General features: G+C 70.3%; 16 protein-coding genes. 13 read left to right on the top strand and 3 right to left on the bottom strand.

The features are described from left to right. Positions 1-5: 5 nt before the first annotated feature. Complete coding sequence (locus ACFWX1_RS01750) at positions 6-605, bottom strand: TetR/AcrR family transcriptional regulator (protein WP_378382890.1); 600 nt, start codon at positions 603-605, stop codon at positions 6-8. 106 nt (positions 606-711) lie between these two features. Here ACFWX1_RS01750 and ACFWX1_RS01755 point away from each other — a divergent pair, with 106 nt between their 5' ends. Then, positions 712-1,407 carry an SDR family NAD(P)-dependent oxidoreductase gene (locus ACFWX1_RS01755; protein ID WP_378382891.1) on the top strand — a complete coding sequence of 232 codons (696 nt, stop codon included), beginning with the start codon at positions 712-714 and terminating at the stop codon, positions 1,405-1,407. 3 nt (positions 1,408-1,410) lie between these two features. Here ACFWX1_RS01755 and ACFWX1_RS01760 read toward each other — a convergent pair whose 3' ends face one another. After that, complete coding sequence (locus ACFWX1_RS01760; RefSeq protein WP_378382892.1) at positions 1,411-2,229, bottom strand: class I SAM-dependent methyltransferase; 819 nt, start codon at positions 2,227-2,229, stop codon at positions 1,411-1,413. Between the two features lie 89 nt (positions 2,230-2,318). On the opposite strand from ACFWX1_RS01760, the gene ACFWX1_RS01765 reads away from it, so the two are divergent. From ACFWX1_RS01765 to ACFWX1_RS01820, 12 genes are all read left to right on the top strand, one after another. Further along, positions 2,319-2,723, top strand: a complete 405-nt coding sequence (locus tag ACFWX1_RS01765; protein ID WP_378382893.1) for a hypothetical protein — start codon at positions 2,319-2,321, stop codon at positions 2,721-2,723. Positions 2,724-2,855: 132 nt separating this feature from the next. Beyond that, complete coding sequence (locus ACFWX1_RS01770) at positions 2,856-3,971, top strand: PLP-dependent cysteine synthase family protein (RefSeq protein WP_378382894.1); 1,116 nt, start codon at positions 2,856-2,858, stop codon at positions 3,969-3,971. Next, the gene (locus ACFWX1_RS01775) at positions 3,968-5,209 is read left to right on the top strand and encodes an MDR family MFS transporter (protein WP_378382895.1); all 1,242 of its coding nucleotides are present in this window, start codon (positions 3,968-3,970) and stop codon (positions 5,207-5,209) included. Before ACFWX1_RS01770 ends, ACFWX1_RS01775 begins: the two co-directional genes overlap by 4 nt. 133 nt (positions 5,210-5,342) lie before the next feature. Next, complete coding sequence (locus ACFWX1_RS01780) at positions 5,343-6,002, top strand: TetR/AcrR family transcriptional regulator (protein ID WP_378382896.1); 660 nt, start codon at positions 5,343-5,345, stop codon at positions 6,000-6,002. A gap of 3 nt (positions 6,003-6,005) precedes the next feature. After that, entirely contained in the window at positions 6,006-7,631 is a 1,626-nt protein-coding gene (locus ACFWX1_RS01785) for a PucR family transcriptional regulator (protein ID WP_378382897.1), read from the top strand. 168 nt (positions 7,632-7,799) lie between these two features. After that, positions 7,800-9,410: an ABC transporter substrate-binding protein gene (locus tag ACFWX1_RS01790; protein WP_378382898.1), complete on the top strand. Its 1,611-nt coding sequence runs from the start codon at positions 7,800-7,802 to the stop codon at positions 9,408-9,410. Positions 9,411-9,423: 13 nt separating this feature from the next. Then, positions 9,424-10,380, top strand: a complete 957-nt coding sequence (locus tag ACFWX1_RS01795; protein ID WP_378382899.1) for an ABC transporter permease — start codon at positions 9,424-9,426, stop codon at positions 10,378-10,380. Continuing rightward, entirely contained in the window at positions 10,377-11,207 is an 831-nt protein-coding gene (locus ACFWX1_RS01800; protein ID WP_378382900.1) for an ABC transporter permease, read from the top strand. The genes ACFWX1_RS01795 and ACFWX1_RS01800 overlap by 4 nt, the downstream gene beginning before the upstream one ends. Beyond that, entirely contained in the window at positions 11,204-13,171 is a 1,968-nt protein-coding gene (locus tag ACFWX1_RS01805; RefSeq protein ID WP_378382901.1) for a dipeptide ABC transporter ATP-binding protein, read from the top strand. Before ACFWX1_RS01800 ends, ACFWX1_RS01805 begins: the two co-directional genes overlap by 4 nt. Then, positions 13,168-14,550, top strand: a complete 1,383-nt coding sequence (locus ACFWX1_RS01810; protein WP_378382902.1) for a serine hydrolase domain-containing protein — start codon at positions 13,168-13,170, stop codon at positions 14,548-14,550. Before ACFWX1_RS01805 ends, ACFWX1_RS01810 begins: the two co-directional genes overlap by 4 nt. Further along, positions 14,547-16,073: an amidohydrolase family protein gene (locus ACFWX1_RS01815; RefSeq protein ID WP_378382903.1), complete on the top strand. Its 1,527-nt coding sequence runs from the start codon at positions 14,547-14,549 to the stop codon at positions 16,071-16,073. Before ACFWX1_RS01810 ends, ACFWX1_RS01815 begins: the two co-directional genes overlap by 4 nt. Positions 16,074-16,135: 62 nt before the next feature. After that, positions 16,136-17,041, top strand: coding sequence for a serine hydrolase (locus tag ACFWX1_RS01820; protein ID WP_378382904.1), 906 nt, complete (start codon positions 16,136-16,138; stop codon positions 17,039-17,041). A gap of 194 nt (positions 17,042-17,235) precedes the next feature. Here the strand turns inward: ACFWX1_RS01820 and ACFWX1_RS01825 are convergent, their stop codons facing one another. Next, positions 17,236-18,420: a DUF222 domain-containing protein gene (locus ACFWX1_RS01825; protein WP_378382905.1), complete on the bottom strand. Its 1,185-nt coding sequence runs from the start codon at positions 18,418-18,420 to the stop codon at positions 17,236-17,238. Positions 18,421-18,465 lie beyond the last annotated feature (45 nt).

Genomic DNA, 18,465 nt, shown 5'->3' on the forward strand with positions numbered 1-18,465 from the left:
GATCGTCAGGCTGCCCGGGGCTTGAGCAGGTTCTCGACCAGGGTGCTCACCAGGGCACGCGGGATGGCCGACCCGGTCAGTGCACAGTAGACGATCGGGCCGACCAGCGCGTCGAGCGCGGCGTCGAGACCGAGTTCGGGCGAGATCTCGCCGGCGTCGGCCGCGCGCGCGAGCAGATCGCGTTCCCGGTCACGGCGCGGGCCGAGATAACGCTCGTGGAAGCTTTTGGCCGTCTCGGGATTGTGCTGTGCCTCGGCGATGAGCGCGAGCAGGACCTTGCCCGCGGGGTCGCGGGTGAGGAATCGCGCGTAGCCGCGCAGGTAGCCGCGGATGCTTTCCGCGGTGGGCTTGTCCGCCGGGACGGGAAACCGCTTTTCGCTGTCCTCGATGAGCGTGTCGAGGAGGATCTCGACCTTCGAGGGCCACCAGCGGTAGATCGTCTGCTTGGCGACGCCGGCGCGGCGCGCGATCGACTCGACGGTCAACCCGCCGAAGCCGTTCTCGACGAGCAGATCGTCCGCAGCATGCAGCACAGCCTGACGCGCGGCCTCGTCGCGACGGTTGCCGGAGCGCGTCCGGCGCGGCTGGGAGTTCACCTCGGGCATGCGGATCACCATACCCGGCGGCGGAGCCGTGACCCGGGCCGTGGCGCGTGCTACTGTCGAGACGCAACGTCTCGTCTAAACAGAGTTTTCGCACTAAGGAGTACCTGTGTCCACCACGTCCCCCCGTCAAGCTCTCGTCATCGGCGCCTCGCGAGGCTTGGGGCTCGTCCTCGTCGGCGAACTCGCCCAGCGCGGCTGGCAGGTCACCGCCACGACGCGCACCAGCGGCGGCGAACTCCAGGCGGACGCCGACGCCTCCCGCGGACGGCTGACCGTCGAATCGCTGGAGATGACCAGTTCCGGGCAACTCGCCGCGCTCCGCGAGCGGCTGTCCGGCCGCCGGTTCGACCTGCTCTTCGTCAACGCCGCGATCGACCGCGGCAACCTGCCGATCAGCGAGGTCCCGACGGAGATGTTCACCGAAGTGATGATCACCAACGCGCTGAGCCCGCTGCGTGTCCTCGAAGCTCTTCGCGACCTCGTCGTGCCCAGCGGAACCGTCGCGGTCATGTCCTCGGAGCAGGGCAGCATCTCGCAGAACACCGAGGACGGCTACGAGCTCTACAAGGCCAGCAAGGCCGCGCTCAACCAGCTCATGCGCAGTTACGCCACCCGCTACGCCGGCGACGGGCAGACCAAACTGCTCATCGATCCCGGCCACAACAAGACCCGGCTCGGCGGGCCCGACGCGCCACTGACCCCCGAGGAGAGCATCCCGGCCGTCGTGGACGTCCTCGAAGCGCAGGCAGGCGCCCTCGGCCTGCAGTTCCTGGACCGCCACGGCGAAACCGTCCCGTGGTGAGGCTCACGCGTCCCAGGTGAGCGTGACCAGTTCACGTCCGGACGACCCGAGGTCGGGCGGGACGTCCGGACGGTGGCCCAGCTCCAGCAGCACCCGTCGGACCTCGCCGGCGGCCGAGGGCGGCAGGCACAGCCGTCGCCGGGTCACCTCGACGAGTCCGGGGAACTCCGCGTGTTCCGGCTCGGGCGGGCGGCGCCAGCGGCGCACCTCGGGCTCGACGCCGAGTTCCCGCAAGGCCGCGACGCAGTCGTCGGCGGTCGGCCCCTCGGGGCGGGCTATCCCGTGGAAGTGTGTCCACAGTGGATTCAGTTCGGTGAGCGGATGCCGGGCCGCCAGCTCGGCGACCACCCGGCGGCGGGCATGGCCGGTCAGCGCCGTCACGAACGGCTCCAGATCCGGCACGTTGTAGAGAACGTTGCCGCAGACGACGACGTCGGCGATCCCGGCTTGCGGAGCGACCTCGGGCCAGTGCCCCGGGACCACGGTGACGGGCACCCCGAGCTCGCCGGCATTGCGCGTGAACGCCTCCAGCAGGGCCGCGTCACCGTCGACGGCGGTGATCGCGGTGACCTGTCCCGTCGCGGCGAGCGGCAGGCTCGTCGCGCCCGCCGCGGCACCGACGTCCAGCACGGTCCCCGGCTCCGCCAGCGCCGTAAGGGCTTCCCGGTAGGTCGCGCCGATCGGCGCGGCGAGCTGTTTCCGCGCCCGGCGGCGGAACACTTCGCGGGGCAGCACCCAGGGTGTCTCGTCCGTCCCGGCCAGCACCTCCGGCGGGATCGCCCACTCCGCCAGCGCGGACGTCCACGCCTCGTTCGCACTCATCGCCGTCCATTTTCCCCTCATCCGCGGGTAACCCACCAGACGGCGACTGTCCGTGTGCGTGTGGATTCCGCTGGTAGTATTCGATCACGATGAGGATGCGACCGGCAGCCCCGCGCCGTCCCGGCCCGACGCGAAGCCGTGGTCTCGTGATCACGGCCGCGTTCCTGGTGCTGCTCGGCTATCTGGGGCTCCACGTTTCCTTGTGCTGCCTGAGCGAATCGGGCTCGGCGTCCCCCGTGGCCGCCGTGTCCGATGCCGGGCACCCCGGTGACTGCCACGACGAGCACGACCGGCACGCCCACGACCACACCGACGTCCTCTGCGCGCCCCCACGCGCCGACGACGGTGGCGCGCTCGCCGCCGTTCCCGCCGTGCTCCCGGCGGAAGCCGTGCTGCGCCAACCCCTTTCCCGGGTTTCCGCCCGGCGGCGATGTCCACTCCGGAGCCGCCCCGGCCGGTCCCTGCTGCTCGACCTCTGTATCGCGCGGACCTGAGCGAGCCGCACCCGTTTCCCGCCCCGTCCTTTTCCCACGTCCGGCGTGGGGCGGGCCGAGGCATGCCGAAAACGGGCTTCGCGACTCCCTTCCGCCCGTGCTTCCGCACGCGATACCGAGAAAGCCAACGCCATGAACAGCGTCATTTCCGCGCCCGTCGCGGCGCCGTCCTCCCCCGCGCGGCTGCTCACCAGCGCCGTCAGCTGCCACTCCCCCGCCACCGCCGTCGGCAACACCCCGGTGCTGTGGATCGGCGAACCACTCGCCCCCGGCGGCCGCGGTTTCTGGGCGAAACTCGAAGGCCACAACCCCGGCGGGATGAAGGACCGCCCCGCACTGCACATGGTCGCGAAGGCCAGGGAGCGCGGCGATCTCGCTCCCGGCGCGCGCATCGTCGAGTCCACCAGCGGCACGCTCGGGCTCGGCCTCGCGCTGGCGGGCATCGTCTACCGGCATCCGGTCACGCTGGTCACCGACCCCGGGATGGAGCCGATCGTCCGGCGATTGCTGGTCGCGCACGGCACCGAGGTCGACGTCGTCGCCGAACCACACGCGACCGGCGGCTGGCAACAGGCCCGCCGCGACCGGGTGCGGGAGGCGCTGGCCGCGCATCCCGGCTCGTGGAGCCCGGACCAGTACCACAATCCCGACAACGTCGAGGCCTACGCGTCGCTGGCGATGGAACTGCTGGCCCAGCTCGGCCGCGTCGACGTCCTCGTCTGCTCGGTCGGGACGGGCGGCCATTCGGCCGGGATCGTGCGGGTGCTCAAGGAGTTCAACCCGCATCTGCGGCTGGTCGGCGTCGACACGATCGGCTCGACGATCTTCGGCCAGCCCGCCCGCACGCGGCTGATGCGGGGCCTGGGTTCGAGCATCTTCCCCCGCAACGTCGACTACGCCGCCTTCGACGAGGTCCACTGGGTCGCGCCGGGCGAAGCCGTCGCGACGTGCCGCCGGCTCGCGGCCACGCACCACGCCACCGGAGGCTGGAGCGTCGGCGCCGTCGCGCTGGTCGCGGGCTGGCTGGCCCGGACCGAGGACCCGCACGTCCGGATCGCCGCGGTGTTCCCCGACGGGCCGCACCGCTACTTCGACACCGTGTACAACGACGCGTACTGCGCGACGCACGGCCTTCTCGACGTCGAACCCGCCGAGCATCCCGAAACGATCGAGCGCTGCGACGAACGCGAAGTCACCCGATGGACGCGCTGCGCCGACGTCACCGACCCGGCCGGAGCGGCCCGATGAAGCTGCTGACCGAATTCCGCTCGTTCGACCGCCCGAGCAGGCTGCTGATGGTCAACCAGTTCACCATCAACGTCGGCTTCTACATGCTCATGCCCTATCTCGCCGGGTACCTCGCGGGCCCGCTGGGCCTCGCGGGCTGGGCGATCGGGCTGGTGCTGGGCGTCCGCAACTTCTCGCAGCAGGGCATGTTCCTGGTCGGCGGCACACTCGCCGACCGGTTCGGCTACAAACCGCTGATCGTCGCGGGCTGCGTGCTGCGCACCGCCGGGTTCGCCCTGCTGGGCCTGGTGGACGCGCTCCCGGCGCTGATCGTGGCGTCGGCCGCGACCGGGTTCGCCGGCGCGTTGTTCAACCCGGCCGTCCGCGCCTATCTCGCCGCCGACGCGGGTCCGCGCCGCATCGAGGCCTTCGCGTTGTTCAACGTGTTCTACCAGGGCGGCATCCTGCTCGGCCCGCTCGTCGGCCTGGCGCTGACCGCGTTCGACTTCCGGCTGACCTGCCTCATCGCGGCCGCCGTGTTCGCCGCGCTGACCGTGCTCCAACTCCGCGCGCTGCCCGCCCGCGCCCCGCGTGACCCGGACGAGGAACGCCGCTCGGTCCTGCACGACTGGCGGACCGTGCTGGCCAACCGCCCGTTCGTGGTCTTCGCGCTGGTGATGGTCGGCTCGAACGTCCTGACGTTCCAGGTCTACCTCGCGCTTCCCTTGCAGGCCAAGGCGATCACGGGTTCGGGCACGGCTCTCGTGACCGCGTTGTTCGTGGTGTCCGGCGCGGTCGCGATCGCCGGGCAGCTGCGCGTCACCGCGTGGTTCCGGCGGCGCTGGGCACCCAGCCGGTGCCTGGTCATCGGCATGGCGCTGCTCGCGATCGCGTTCCTGCCCCCGCTGCTGGCCACCGGCCGCACCGGTCCCGGCGGGCAGGCGGGCGCGGCGGCGGCGTTGCTGCTGACCGCCGCGCTGCTCGCGCTCGGCACGGCGGCGATCTTCCCGTTCGAAATGGACACCATCATCGGGCTCTCCGGGGAACGCCTGGTGGCCACGCACTACGGCTTCTACAACACGATCGTCGGCGTCGGCATCCTGCTCGGGAACCTGTTCACCGGCAGCGTTTTCGACCTCGCCCGCGCGGCCGGGTACCCCTGGCTGCCGTGGGCCGGGCTCGCGCTGCTCGGCGTCGTCTGCGGCGCCGGTCTGTACACATTGGACCGTCGGCGGGTCCTGGCACCGGCCGCACCGTAGCTGTCCGTGGGGGCCTCCCCGAGGGAGCTGTAGTCCCTCAAGGAGGCCCCACGGACTTTTGCTCTACTCGGTAGCATACGTTGTATGCTAGCGTGACGCGGCACACAGCGAAGTGCCGACCGGGAGGAGCGCGATGGCCGGGCAGCGCACCCCTCGGGGGACCCTCAGCCGGGAAAAGATCGTCGCGACGGCCGTCGAGGTACTCGGCAAGGACGGGCTCGACGGCGTCACCATGCGCTCGGTCGCGAACGTCCTCGACGTCAACGCGATGTCGTTGTACCGGCATTTCCGCGCCAAGGAGGATCTCCTCCTCGCGCTCGTCGACGAGCTCATGGCCGGGCTGCCGCTGCCGCCGCCCGGCACGCCGCCGGTCGAGGCGGTCCGGGAGATCGTGCGGGCGCATTTCGCGCTGCTGCTGCAGTATCCCGGGCTGCATCTGGTGGACACCGGCACCATCCCGGCGCCCGGCGAGCTCCGGGTGAGCGAGCGGCTGTACGCCGCGCTCCTCGAGTCCGGAATGGACATTCCGGGCGCGGTCGGCCTGCTGGCGGTGATCCAGCGTTTCGTCGTCGGCTGCGCGTTCCGCTACCCCGCCCGGCACGACTGGGACCACAACCTCGTGTACTGGAACGAGGTCCGCGCCTCGCTCGCGAAGCTGCCCGCGGACGACTACCCGACGCTCCGGAAGCTCGGCGCCGGTCTCGACGACGCGATGCGCACGCAGGAAGAGATCTTCGAGGAAGGCCTCGACGCCCTCCTCGCCCCGCTGACCACCCGGACGAGGAGGGGATGACCCGTGACCGAAGGGCACCGACCAAGCCTGGGCCGGGTCGTCGACGACCTGGGGAGCACGCTGCTGAAGGTGGTCGCCGGGCCGCCCGAGGCCGATCTGCGGGTCAGCTCGGTGTCGATCTACGACCCGGCCGACGGCGTGACCGTCGCGCCGGGCGGGATCCTGCTGGGTGTCGGGGTCACCGATATCGCGACGGTCGCGTCGCTGCTGGCCCAGCTCGAGCGTTGTGAAGGCGCGGCGTTACTGCTCAAGACCCCGGCCCCGCTGGACGACGGCATCCGCGAAACCGCGCTGCGAAGCGGTGTCTGCGTCCTGGAGGTGAGCCGGGCCGCGTCCTGGGAGCAGCTCGTCGTCCTGCTGCGGACCCTGCTGGATCCACCCGAGTTCGGCGACCCGGACGAGGAGATCGCGGGATATCCGGCCGGGGACCTGTTCCAGCTGGCCAACGCGGTGGGCGCGCTACTGGACTCGGCGGTCACCATCGAGGACCGCTCCTCCCGGGTGCTCGCGTTCTCCAGCGGGCAGGAGAACACCGACGAGGGCCGCGTCGAGACCGTGCTGGGCCGCCAGGTTCCCGAACGGCATACGCGCACGCTGACCGAGATGGGGATCTTCCAGCAGCTCTACCGCAGCAAGGAACCGGTGTACGTCCCGGCGATCACCGACAGTGCGCTCCCCCGGACGGCGATCGCGGTCCGGGCCGGGGACGAGGTGCTCGGCTTCCTGTGGGCGGTCGTGTCCGAACCGCTGACCGAACACCGCAAGCAGGCTTTCATCGACGCCACCAAGATCGTCGCGCTGCACCTGCTGCGCGAACGCGCGGGCTCGTCGGTCGACGCCCGGCTGCGCGCCGAGCTCGTGGCCCGGCTGTTCGACCGGAGCGGCGATCCCGCCGAGGCCGCCCGGCGGCTCGGGGTACGGGACAAGCCGGTGTGCGTCCTCGGCCTCGAACTCGCCGCCACCGCGGACGACGACGAGGTCAAGCGGGCGGCGGAGATCCGGCGGGTCGCCGACGCGCTGGCGCTGCACCTGAGCGCACTGCACCGCTCGGCCGCCGCCACGACGCTGGGCGACGTCGTCTACGGCCTGCTCCCGGTGTCCGGGAAGTCCGACGGCGAAGCCATGGCGCTGCGTGTCGCGGAGGATTTCCTGGAGCGCATGGGAACCCGGGTCGCGCTCCGCGTCGGCATCGGCCGGGTGGCCTGCGCGCCGGAGGGCATCGTCCGCTCCCGCACCGACGCCGACGTCGTGCTCCGGGTCCTGCGCGAAACCGGCCGCGCCGAACGCTGCGCCACGGTCCGCTCGGTACGTCTCGACCTGCTGTTGTTGCGCCTGGCCGAAATCTCGGGTAGCGACGATGGTGACCACGACGGCGCCGTCACGAGTCTGCTGACCTACGACGCCGAGCACCGCTCGGACCTCACCGGCACCCTCGCCGCCTATCTCGAAGCCTTCGGCGACATCGCGAAGGCGTCCGCCGCGGTGCACATCCATCCGAACACCTTCCGCTACCGGCTCAACCGGTTGTGCGAGATCAGCGGCCTCGACCTCACCGATCCCGACGCCCGCTTCGAGGCGCTCATCGATCTGCGGCTGCACCGGCTGCGGCGGATGCCCGCCGCCGGGTGAACGCCACCTGACCGCCGCCCGGTCCGTGGGCTGCCCACTCGGTGAAGTCCACGACCGGAGCGGACCGCTTTCGTGCGTTCTCACGAAGTGGCGTGGGTCACCGCCTGCCTACTCTGCTCCCGATCACCCCGTGAGCCAGGTCCCCGTAGGCGAAGGCGGTACCGCTCCATGCTGACGAGATTTTCCTTGCTGGGCGCCATGGTCGTGGCCGCCGCGTTCCTTACCGGCTGTACCGGAGGAGTGCCGAGAGCCGCGGGGCCACGAGCCGCGACCGACGCCGACGTCCCGCTCATCACGTGGGCGGCGAGTGGCCCGCCGCGCTCGCTCGACATCGCGCACGCCCTCGACACCCGATCGGAACTGCCCATCGTCGCGGCGTTCGACGCATTGCTGACCATCGACGCCGAAGGCCGGTTGCAGCCCGGCCTGGCCAAGTCGTGGTCCTCGCCCGATCCGCTGACCTACGTCTACCAGCTGCGCACCGACGTCAAGTTCTGGAACGGCGCGCCCATGACCGCCGAGGACGTCGCGTACTCGCTCGCGCGGCAGGCCGATCCGGCGAGCGGCACCGAAAGCGCGCTGTACCTGCCGGCGGTGAAGAGCGTGGACGTCACCGGACCGGCGGAGGTCACCGTCAAGCTCTCCCGGCCGGACGCGTTGTTCCAGTACGTGCCCGCCATCGTGTGGTTCGTCCAGCAGAAGGCGTACGTCCAGTCGGCAGGCAAGGACCTCGGCACCGGGCAGAAACCCGGCATGGGCACCGGCGCCTATCAGGTCACGTCGTTCTCCACCGACGGTGTCCACTTGCGACGGAACGACGGCTACTGGGGCGTCCGGCCGAAGGTGGCCGAAGTGGCCATCAAGGTCATCCCGGACCCGGACGCGCTACGGCTGGCGATGCAGTCCGGCGCGGTGGACGGTACCTTCGACTTCCCGGTGCAGCGGGCCCGCCAGTGGGAACAGACCCGTGGTGTGGCCACGGTGTACCCGCAGTCGCCCGGCTCGATGTACCTCTCGTTCGACATCACCCAAGCGCCCTTCGACGACGTCCACGTGCGGCGCGCGATCGCCGCCGCCGTCGACCGCCAGGGCCTGCTCCAGCCCGCGTTCGGCGGGAAGGCCACGCTCGCGGCGAGCATGATCTCCGGTGTCCAGCTCTCTTCCACGCTGGGGAAGGAAAAGTCCGATCAGCTCACGAAGTCGATTCCCGGGCAGGCGTTCGACCTCGCCAAGGCCCGTGCCGAACTCGCCCAGTCGGCTCACCCACAGGGATTCACGACCGAGGTACCGTTCACCACCAGTCAGCCGTGGGCCCAGCTGACGCTGGAAAACCTGGCGACCAACCTGGCGCCGCTCGGGATCAGGCTGAACCTCAAGGCGCTGCCGGACCAGCAGTGGGTCGCACAGCTCTACGCACACCAGAACCTGGGCATGCAGATTCTCCGCGCGAGCGGCGGGACGCCGTACGCGGGCGAGATGGCCAGCGTCCTGTACGGCAAGAAGTCGGCGGGCCCCAACGGTCTCAACACCGCGAACTTCTTTCCCGACGACATCCAGCGCGTCCTCGTCCAGCTGGCCGAACCCGCGGGCACCGACCAGCGCGCCGAACAGCTCGGGACCCTCATGCGCGCCACCGCCGAGCAACTGCCCTACGTCCCGCTGTTCGAATCGCAGCTGGGGATCGCCATCGCGGACCGGCTCACCTTCGACCCGCCCATCAGCACCGCCTTTCTCCTGAACAGCAACTGGGTTTCGCTGATCAGGGCGGCCGCGAAATGACCGGGGGCCGCTCGTGGACGCGCTGATCTTCCTCGTCCGCAGGCTCGGCACGACCGTCCTGCTGCTGGTGATCGTCTCGTTCCTCATCTACAGCCTGCTCGCGCTCAGCCCCGGCGACCCGGTGCGGATGCTGCTCGGCACGCGCCCGGCGTCGCCGGAACTGCTGGCGAGCATCCGCGCCGAGTATCACCTGGACGCGCCGTTCCTGACCCGGTACTGGGACTGGCTGGGCGCGGTGGTGCGGGGCGACCTCGGCCGGTCGATCCAGTCGCGCGAGACCGTCACGGCCCTCATGGGCCAGCGGCTCGGCGTGACCGTCCAATTGGGACTGTTCAGCTTCGTGCTGGTGCTGCTGATCGGGCTGCCCGCCGGCATGCTCGCCGGGACCCGGCGTGGTTCGGCCACCGACCGCGCGGTGACGCTGGCCGCGCTGGCGGGCATGAGCGCCCCGGTGTTCGTGATCGGCCTGGTGCTGCTGTACGTGCTGGGCCTGGCGACCGGCCTGTTCCCGATCTTCGGGGCGGGCGGCGCGGGCCTGGACCGGCTGTGGCATCTGACGCTGCCCGCGATCGCCCTCGCCGTCGCGCAGATCGCGGTGGTGACCCGGCAGACCCGGGCCGCCGCGATGGGCGTGATGGCCAAGGACTTCGTGAGCTTCGCCCGTTCCCGCGGCCTCCCGGGCAGCCGGATCTGGCGGACCTACGCGCTGCGGAACTCGGCGCTGCCGGTGGTGACCTCGGCGGGAATGGTCCTGGCCTACTCGCTGTCCGGCACGGTGCTCGTGGAGAACATCTTCGGCCTGCCGGGGCTCGGCTCACTGCTGGTGACCTCCGTCGGCACCAAGGACATCCCGGTCGTGCAGGGGCTGACGCTGATCACCGCGACCGTCGTGATCGTGGTCAACCTGCTCGTGGACCTGTGTTACCTCGTCCTCGATCCCCGCGCCCGGCACACCGGAGGTGTCCGATGACCACGATCGTGGGCGCCCGCCGGATCCCGGCGTCGACGGTGACCAGCGCGGCGGTCCTGGGGCTGCTGCTGATCGCGGCCGTGCTGGGGCCGTGGCTGGCGCCGCAGGATCCCGGGGCCCAGCACCTGGCCGACGCCGCGCTCGGCCCCGGCGCGGACCACTGGCTCGGCACCGACGGCCTCGGCAGGGACGTCTTCTCGCGGCTTCTCGACGGCACCCGGCACGCGCTGGCAGGCCCGTTGATCGTCGCCGCCTGCACCGTCGTGCTCGCGACGGCGATCGGCCTGCTCGCCGGGTTCGCCGGCGGCTGGGTCGACGCGCTCATCATGCGCGCGATCGACCTGATCTACGCGGTCCCGCCGCTGCTGGTGGCGATCGTCGTGGTCGGTGTGCTCGGCGGTTCGTACCCGGTGACGGTCGGCGTCCTCATCGTACTGACCGCGCCCGCCGACATCCGCATGGTCCGCAGCGCGGTCCTCGCCCAGCGAGGGCTGCCCTACGTGGAAGCCGCCGTGACGCTCGGCGTCGGCCGTACCCGCGTGATGGGCCGTCATCTGCTGCCGAACGTGCTGCCGACAGTGCTGACCAACGGACTGCTCGACTTCGTCACCGCGCTCGTCGCCCTGTCGGCGCTGGCGTTCCTCGGGCTCGGCATCCAGCCCGGCACCCCGGACTGGGGCCTGATGCTGGCCGAGAACAAGGACATCCTCGACCTCAACCCCGCCGCGACGATCGTGCCCGCGATGCTGATCACCCTGGCCGCGGCGTCGGTCACGGTGCTCGGCGACGGGATCTACGACCGTCTCGCCCACCGGGAGGCCCGATGACCGGGGACAAAACGCTGCTGCGCGTACGGAATCTGACCGTCACGCACGATTCGGGCGGCGGACCGCGCACCCTGGTGCGAGAGGTCGGCTTCGAGGTCGCCCCGGGCGAAGCCGTGTGCCTGGTCGGCGAATCCGGCTCCGGGAAGTCGATGACGGCGAAGGCGCTCATCTCGCTGCTGCCGCCGTCGGTCCGCGCGAGCGGTTCGGCAGTGTTTTCCGGAACCGAGTCGTCCGGAACCGAGTCGTCCGGAACCGAGTCGTCCGGAACCGAGCTGATCGGCGCGGACGAGACCACGCTGCGCGGCCTACGCGGCCGCGCGCTCGCCCTGCTCATGCAGGACCCGTTCACCATGCTCAACCCGGTACTCACGATCGGCACCCACCTCGCGGAAAGCCTTGCCGTGCGCGGAAACCGGCGCACGCTCCGGGCCGAGATCCAGCGCAGGCTGGACGAGGTCGGGATCACCGACCCGGCGGTGGCCGCGAAGTACCCGTTCCAGCTCTCCGGCGGGATGCTGCAACGGGTCGCGCTCGCCGCCGCGCTGGCCAAGGATCCGGCACTGCTGATCGCCGACGAGCCGACGACCGCGCTCGACGTCACGACGCAGAGCGAGATCCTGGCGCTGCTGAAGGAAATCCAGCGCACCCGGCGGATGGGGCTGGTGTTCATCACGCACGATCTCCGTGTCGCGATGTCGGTCAGCGAGCGCGTCCTCGTGATGTACGCGGGCTCGCTGGTGGAACGCTCCCCCGCCACGGAGATCACGGCGGCGCCCGCCCACCCCTACACCGCCGGGCTGCTGCGCTCGGTGCCCTCGGCCCACGTCCGGACCCGCGAACTGGCCGGTATCCCCGGTTCCGTGCCCCACGCCGACGACGTCGCCGGCCGCTGCCCGTTCGCCGGCCGCTGTGCCTGGGCGGAACCGGCGTGTACAGCCGATGCGCCCACGCTCGCCGAGCGCATGCCCGGCCGGTTCACCGCCTGCATCGCCTTTCCCCGCATCGCCGAGGAGCTGGCGGCGACCGTCGCCGAGTCCGAAGTGGACGACCCGGCGCCGCGGCCGGACAGTGCGGCCGTCCTGCGGGTGAGCGGCCTGCGGAAGACGTTCTACAGTGGACGTTCCCGACGGCACGGAGTCGAGGTGCTGCACGGAGTCGACCTCACGCTGCCCGCCGGCTCCAGCCTCGGTGTGCTCGGCGAATCGGGTTCCGGCAAGACCACCCTGGCTCGCTGCCTGCTCGGGCTGAGCGAACCGACCGAGGGAAGCATCGAACTCGACGGCATCGATGTCACGTCCTATCGCCGATTGAGCCGCCGCGACCGGATCACCGCTCGACGCGCCGTCCAATGTGTCTTCCAGGACCCGTACTCCTCCCTCAACCCGTCCCTGTCCATCGGGTCCACGCTCGCCGAAGCCGTCCGGCAGCGGGCGGAAGTCCCGGCCGACGTGCCCGCCGAGGTCAGGGAGCTGCTGCGCACGGTCGGGCTTCCCGGGGAGTTCGCCGCACGCAAGCCCGCCGCGCTTTCGGGCGGGCAGCGGCAGCGGGTCGCCATCGCCCGCGCGCTCGCGGTGCGCCCCAAGCTCATCGTCTGCGACGAACCGGTGGCCGCCCTCGACGTGTCGGTGCAGGCGCAGATCCTCGGCCTGCTTCGCAAACTGACCACGGAGACCGGGACCAGCCTGCTGTTCATCACCCATGACCTCGCGGTGGCCCGGCAGATCACCGACGACGTCCTCGTGCTCTATCGCGGCGACGTCGTCGAGCACGGACCCACCGCGCGGGTACTCGACGCGCCGGTCCATTCCTACACCCGCAAGCTGATCAGCTCACTTCCGGAGTCGTTCCCGGGCCCGAAAAACCCGGCCGGAGTTCGTAATCCGGCACAGTCGAGCCCGGGGCAACGCGCCGTAGGCTGCGAAGACGACCAGCGTTCTCGCGCAGTGAAGGAGGCTCACGGATGACCATCGACACCGCGGCATTGACGCGGGTGGCCGAGACAGCGGCGAACGAGCTGGGCATCGTCGGCGCACAAGTCGCCTTCGCCATCGGCGACGAATTCGCCGAATGCCCCGTCGGCATCGAAAACGTCGCGACCGGCCGCGCGGTCACCCGTGACACGCTGTTCCAGATCGGGTCCACCACGAAGGTGTTCACCGCCGCACTGGTCATGCAGCTCGCCGACGCCGGGCTGGTGGACATCGACACCCCGGTCGCCGAGTACGTCCCCGGATTCCGCCTCGGCGACGATCGCGCGACCGCCTCGGTGACCCCGCGTCAGCTGATGTCCATGACCAGCGGCATCGACAACGGCCCGTACACCGACACCGGCCGCGGCGACGACTCCGTGCGCACGTCGGTCGGCCTGGTGGCCGACCTCCCGGTGATCGCCCAGCCGGGCCGGACATTCGGGTACACCAACGCTTCCACGAACGTGTCGGGCTTGATCGTCGAAACCTTGACCGGGAGCACGTGGGACGAAGCGCTCCGCGAGCGGCTCCTCGAACCGGCCGGGCTCCGGCACGCGGCGAGCCTGCCCGAAAACCAGCTCTATCATCCCGTCGCCGTCGGCCACGTCCGCACCGACGACGGCGTCGAGCACGCGAAACCGTGGATCTTCGGGCGCGGATACGGGCCCGCGGGGTCGTCTCTGGCTTGCAGCGCCGGGGATCTGGTCCGGTTCGGCCAGGTGTTCCTGCGCGGCGGACTCGCCGCCAACGGCACCCGCGTGCTGTCGGAGCACGCCGTCGCCGAGATGCAGACCCAGCAGGTGGACGTACCCGCCAAGGTGCTCGCAGACGGCTGGTGTCTCGGCCCGTACACCAAAATTTGGGACGGGGTAAGGATTTTCGGCCATTCGGGCACGACCCCGTGTGGATCGTCGACGCTGCTGTGGGCTCCCGGCCTCGACGCCGCGGTCGCGGTGACCGTCAACGTCGCCAACCGTGGCTATCACTTCGCCGACCGGGTCTTCGACCACGTCTTCGGCGAGGTCCTCGGCGTCGAGAAGCCGAGCCGTCCCGCCAAGGTACCCGGTGATCCGGTCGATCCGGCGCCCTACCTCGGAGAGTACGAATCCGCCGACACGCGCTACCGGGTGAGCGCCGAGAACGGAGTGTTGTTCGTGACCATGGCCGTCAAGAAGCCCTCGGAACTGCACGGCGACCGCGCCCCGGTGACATCGGAGCTGTACGCGCTCGGCGGACACCGGTTCTTGCCCGCCGACGACGCTCTCGGCAGTGACCACCTCTGGGACGTCGCGTTCTCCGTCGGGGACGATGGGAAGGCCTCCCACTTCCTCAACGGCGCTTTCGCCGCGCGCCGTGTCGGGGCTGTCGCATGAGCCCCGCCGCGAACGGCAGCCAGCCGTGCGACATCGTTTTCACCGGCGCCAGGGTGATCGACCCCGAGACCGGCCTCGACGGCATCCGCGATGTCGGCGTCACCGGCGGGACGATCACCGCGGTGTCGGACACTGCGGTATCAGACACTGCGGTATCAGACACTGCGCTGGCCGGACGCCGGACGATCGACGTCTCCGGGATGGTGCTCGCTCCCGGGTTCATCGATCTGCACAGCCACGCGCAGTCGAGGACCGGGCTGCTGCTGCAGGCCATGGACGGGGTGACCACCGCGCTCGAGCTGGAGGCCGGCGCCGCTTCGGTGTCGGCCGCGCTCGCCGATGCCGAACAAGACGGGCGGCCGGTCAACTACGGCTTCTCGGCCTCGTGGCTGCTGTCGCGGATGATGCTGTTCGACGACGCGCCGCTGGCCGATCCGATGACGATGTTCGGCGCGAACCACGACCGTCCACTGTGGAAGATCCCGGCGAGCGGGCGGGACGTGGACCGGCTGCTCGACCACGTCGCCGGTGAGGTCGACAACGGCGGCATCGGGATCGGCGTACTCGTCGGCTACGCGCCGGAGACGGGCACCGCCGAGTACTTCGCGCTCGCCCGCCGGGCCGAGCAGCTGGGCATGCCGACCTTCACCCACACCCGCTACATCTCGACGCTGGAGCCCCATACGTCGCTCGAAGCGGCGTTGGAGGTCATCGCCGCTTCGGCGGGCACAGGCGCACACATGCACATGTGCCACGTCAACAGCACGTCGAACCGGATGATCGACGAGATCGCCGAAGCGATCGCCCGCGCGCAGGCCACCGGGGTCAAGGTCACCACCGAGGCATACCCGTACGGCTCCGGATCGACCGTGATCGGCGCCGACTTCCTCGCCCCCGAGAAGCTGCCGCGGATGGGCATCACCCCGGACCGGCTGCGCTACCTGCCGACCGGAGAGCTCGTCGCGGACGCGGAACGCCTGGCCGAGCTGCGTGCCAACGATCCCGGTGGCGCCGCGGTGATCCAGTGGGCCGACGAAACCCTCGAAGCCGACCGGGAGTTGCTGCTGCGGTCGCTGCTCTTCCCGGACACCGCGATCGCCTCCGACGCCACACCCATCGTCGCCCCGGGCGGCGCACCGGTGCTGCACGACTGGCCGGTGCCGGACGCGTCGCTGACCCACCCTCGCAGCACCGGCTGCTACGGGCGGACCTTCGGCTGGCTGGTCCGCGAGCTGGGTGTGCTGTCGCTGCCCGAAGCCGTCCACCGGTGCACGCTGGTCCCGGCGCGGATCCTGGAGGAAGCCGTGCCCTCGATGCGCCGCAAGGCCCGCATCCAGCCAGGCGCCGACGCCGACCTCGTCGTCTTCGATCCACAGACGTTCGCCGAACAAGGCGACTACCTCGTCGTCGCGCCCTCCACCGGGGTCCGGCACCTGCTGGTCGGCGGGCAGTTCGTCATCGCCGACGGGAAACTCGACACCACCTCCACCGCGGGACGGCCGATCCGAAGTGGACAGCGCTGAGGCGGCCAGCGCTGCAGGGGACGGCTCTGGGGGACGGCTCTGAAGGGACAGTGAGGAGAACCATGGGAACCCGGGAAGACACGATCGCCGAGATCCAGGCCGAGGCCGCACGGGCAGGCGTACGGGTGTGGCTGCACGCTCAGTCCGTCGACGGCGGCCCCGAACTGGGGATCGGCGACGAAGATCCGGTGGTGACCGCGTCGGTGTTCAAGGTGCCGGTGGCGGTGGAGCTGGCGCGGCAGGCCGCCACGGGGGCGATCGACCTCGCCGAGCAGGTCACCGTGCGGCCGGGTGAAGGGCCACCGTCGCCGTATGGGCTCGCCACGTTTCCCCACGAAACGACGTTGTCCTGGGACGCGCTGGCGGGCTTGATGATCAGCGTCAGCGACAACGTCGCCACCGACCTCGTGCTCGGCAAGGTGACCAAGGAGTCGGTGAAGGCGCTCCTCGCGGACCTTCAGCTGCCGGGAACAGCGGTTCCCGCGAACTGTGCCGAGTTGCTGAGCACTGTCGCCGAAGATCTCGGCATCGACTACGCGGACGACGAGCGTGCGCTGAGCGACCTGTCGGCCGAGCAGCTTGCGTGCCTGCGGGCGCTGGACCCCGCGCAAACCTGCCGTTCCACACCCGCGGAGACGACGCGGCTGCTCGAGATGATCTGGCGAGACGAGGCGGCACCGCCGGCGGCCTGCGCCGACGTCCGGCGCTGGCTGGGCGGGCAGGTGTGGCCTCATCGGCTGCGGTCCGGATTCACCGGCGACGACGTCCGCGTCTCCGGCAAGACCGGTACCCTGCCCACGGTCCGCAACGAATCCGGCGTGGTCGAATTCGACGGCGGCGGCCGGTACGCGGTCGCGGTCTTCACCCGTGCCGAGGACGCGCGTTCGCAGGTTCCCGCCCGGGACGCATTCATCGGCTTCGCCGGGGCGAAGGCCGTGGAGTGGTTGCGCGGCAACGTGCCTGCGTGATCTCCGTTCATCGGCGGTCAGGGGCCGTTCACTCATTCATCCCCTCCTGTAGTTCGTCCCAGCCTGACGCCGATCTGACCTTTGTGGACAGATCGGCCTCGAGATCACGGGCGCGACGCCGACCCTGAAAATGCGCAGCACCGGCTGTTCGGTGCGACGAAGCGCGACGTCGCCGTCTCTGCCGTCGGCCGGTGTCAGGCGGCTGTGCGGGGTGGGTGGAATGGCCGAGGATGGTGGATGAATCTGCGTCCCGTGGGAGTGATGATCGTGTAGCTCCCGTCTTCGTGGGGGATGTGGTACCAGCCGGGTTCGTTCTTGACTTTGTGGTGGAAGCCGCAGCGTCCGCCCAGGTTGTCCGCACTGGTTTCGCCCTTTTTGGCATGCCAGTCCTCCACGTGGTCGAGTTCGGCGAACTGGGCCGGACGTTGACAACCCGGGGTGCCGCATTCACGGTCGCGGACCCGGATGAAGCTGTCCAAATCGGCCGGCGGCCGGTACTTGTGCCGGCCGACTGACAGGAGCTGGCCGGTTTCCGGGTCGGTGATCAACCGTCTCCAGGTCGAAGAGGGTTCGGTGGCGATCTGCCGGGCCAGCCACGGCGGGATAGGCCCATACCCGGCCACCTCCGCGGGTTCGTTGTTCAACCCGGCCAAGGTCAGCAGGTCGACATAGACATGGATGTCCGCACGGATACTCGCGTCACCGCCGCGGGCAGCCAGCAGCCGCTCGGCGAACACGTCGGCCCGCAGTTGTTCGGTCGTGCGTTCCTCACCCGGCAGACGGCGGAGTTTCCGCGCGGCACGGTCGACCGAGGCATAGATCGCGCCGGCCTGCTCGACCGGCAGCTTCGCGGTAAGGCTGCTCATGGTCTCGTCCTCGTGGTGCAGCCGTACCTGCCGGGTCTGTCGCCGGGCACGGGCGCGACGCTCGTACCCGTCCGGATCCACGGTCATGACGACCCCATTGACCGCGCGCCGCAGAGTACTGGAGTTCTTCCCGGCAAGCCGGTGCACGATGATCTCATCCACCCGCCGCGCCGCCTCGTCCGACAGCACGGCCGTCACTTCGGCGATCTTGGACGCCTTGAGTTCGTCGAGCTCACCCTCCTCCATCGCCGCCAGCGTGCGTGGCAACCGATGGACCAATGCCTCGGCGAGAGACAGTTTCCGCTCCGCCTGCCGCACCGTGAGACCAGCGGCGAGAGCGAGCTCCGCGGTGGCGGATCTTCGCGACCCGGCACATCCGGAATACCGCTCCAGCGCACGCAACTGACGCGCCTGCGACCGGCACATCTCCTTTCCTATACCGCAATAGTCGGACAAAGCCACGTCGGCGCCGACGGCATCGAGCGGGGACTGGGAAACAGCAGAACTGGACACGAATTCGACAGTACCTCGAACACTCGTGCGAGCCAATCACTCACA

The organism is Amycolatopsis sp. NPDC059021, assembly GCF_042739895.1.
Lineage (GTDB): Bacteria > Actinomycetota > Actinomycetes > Mycobacteriales > Pseudonocardiaceae > Amycolatopsis.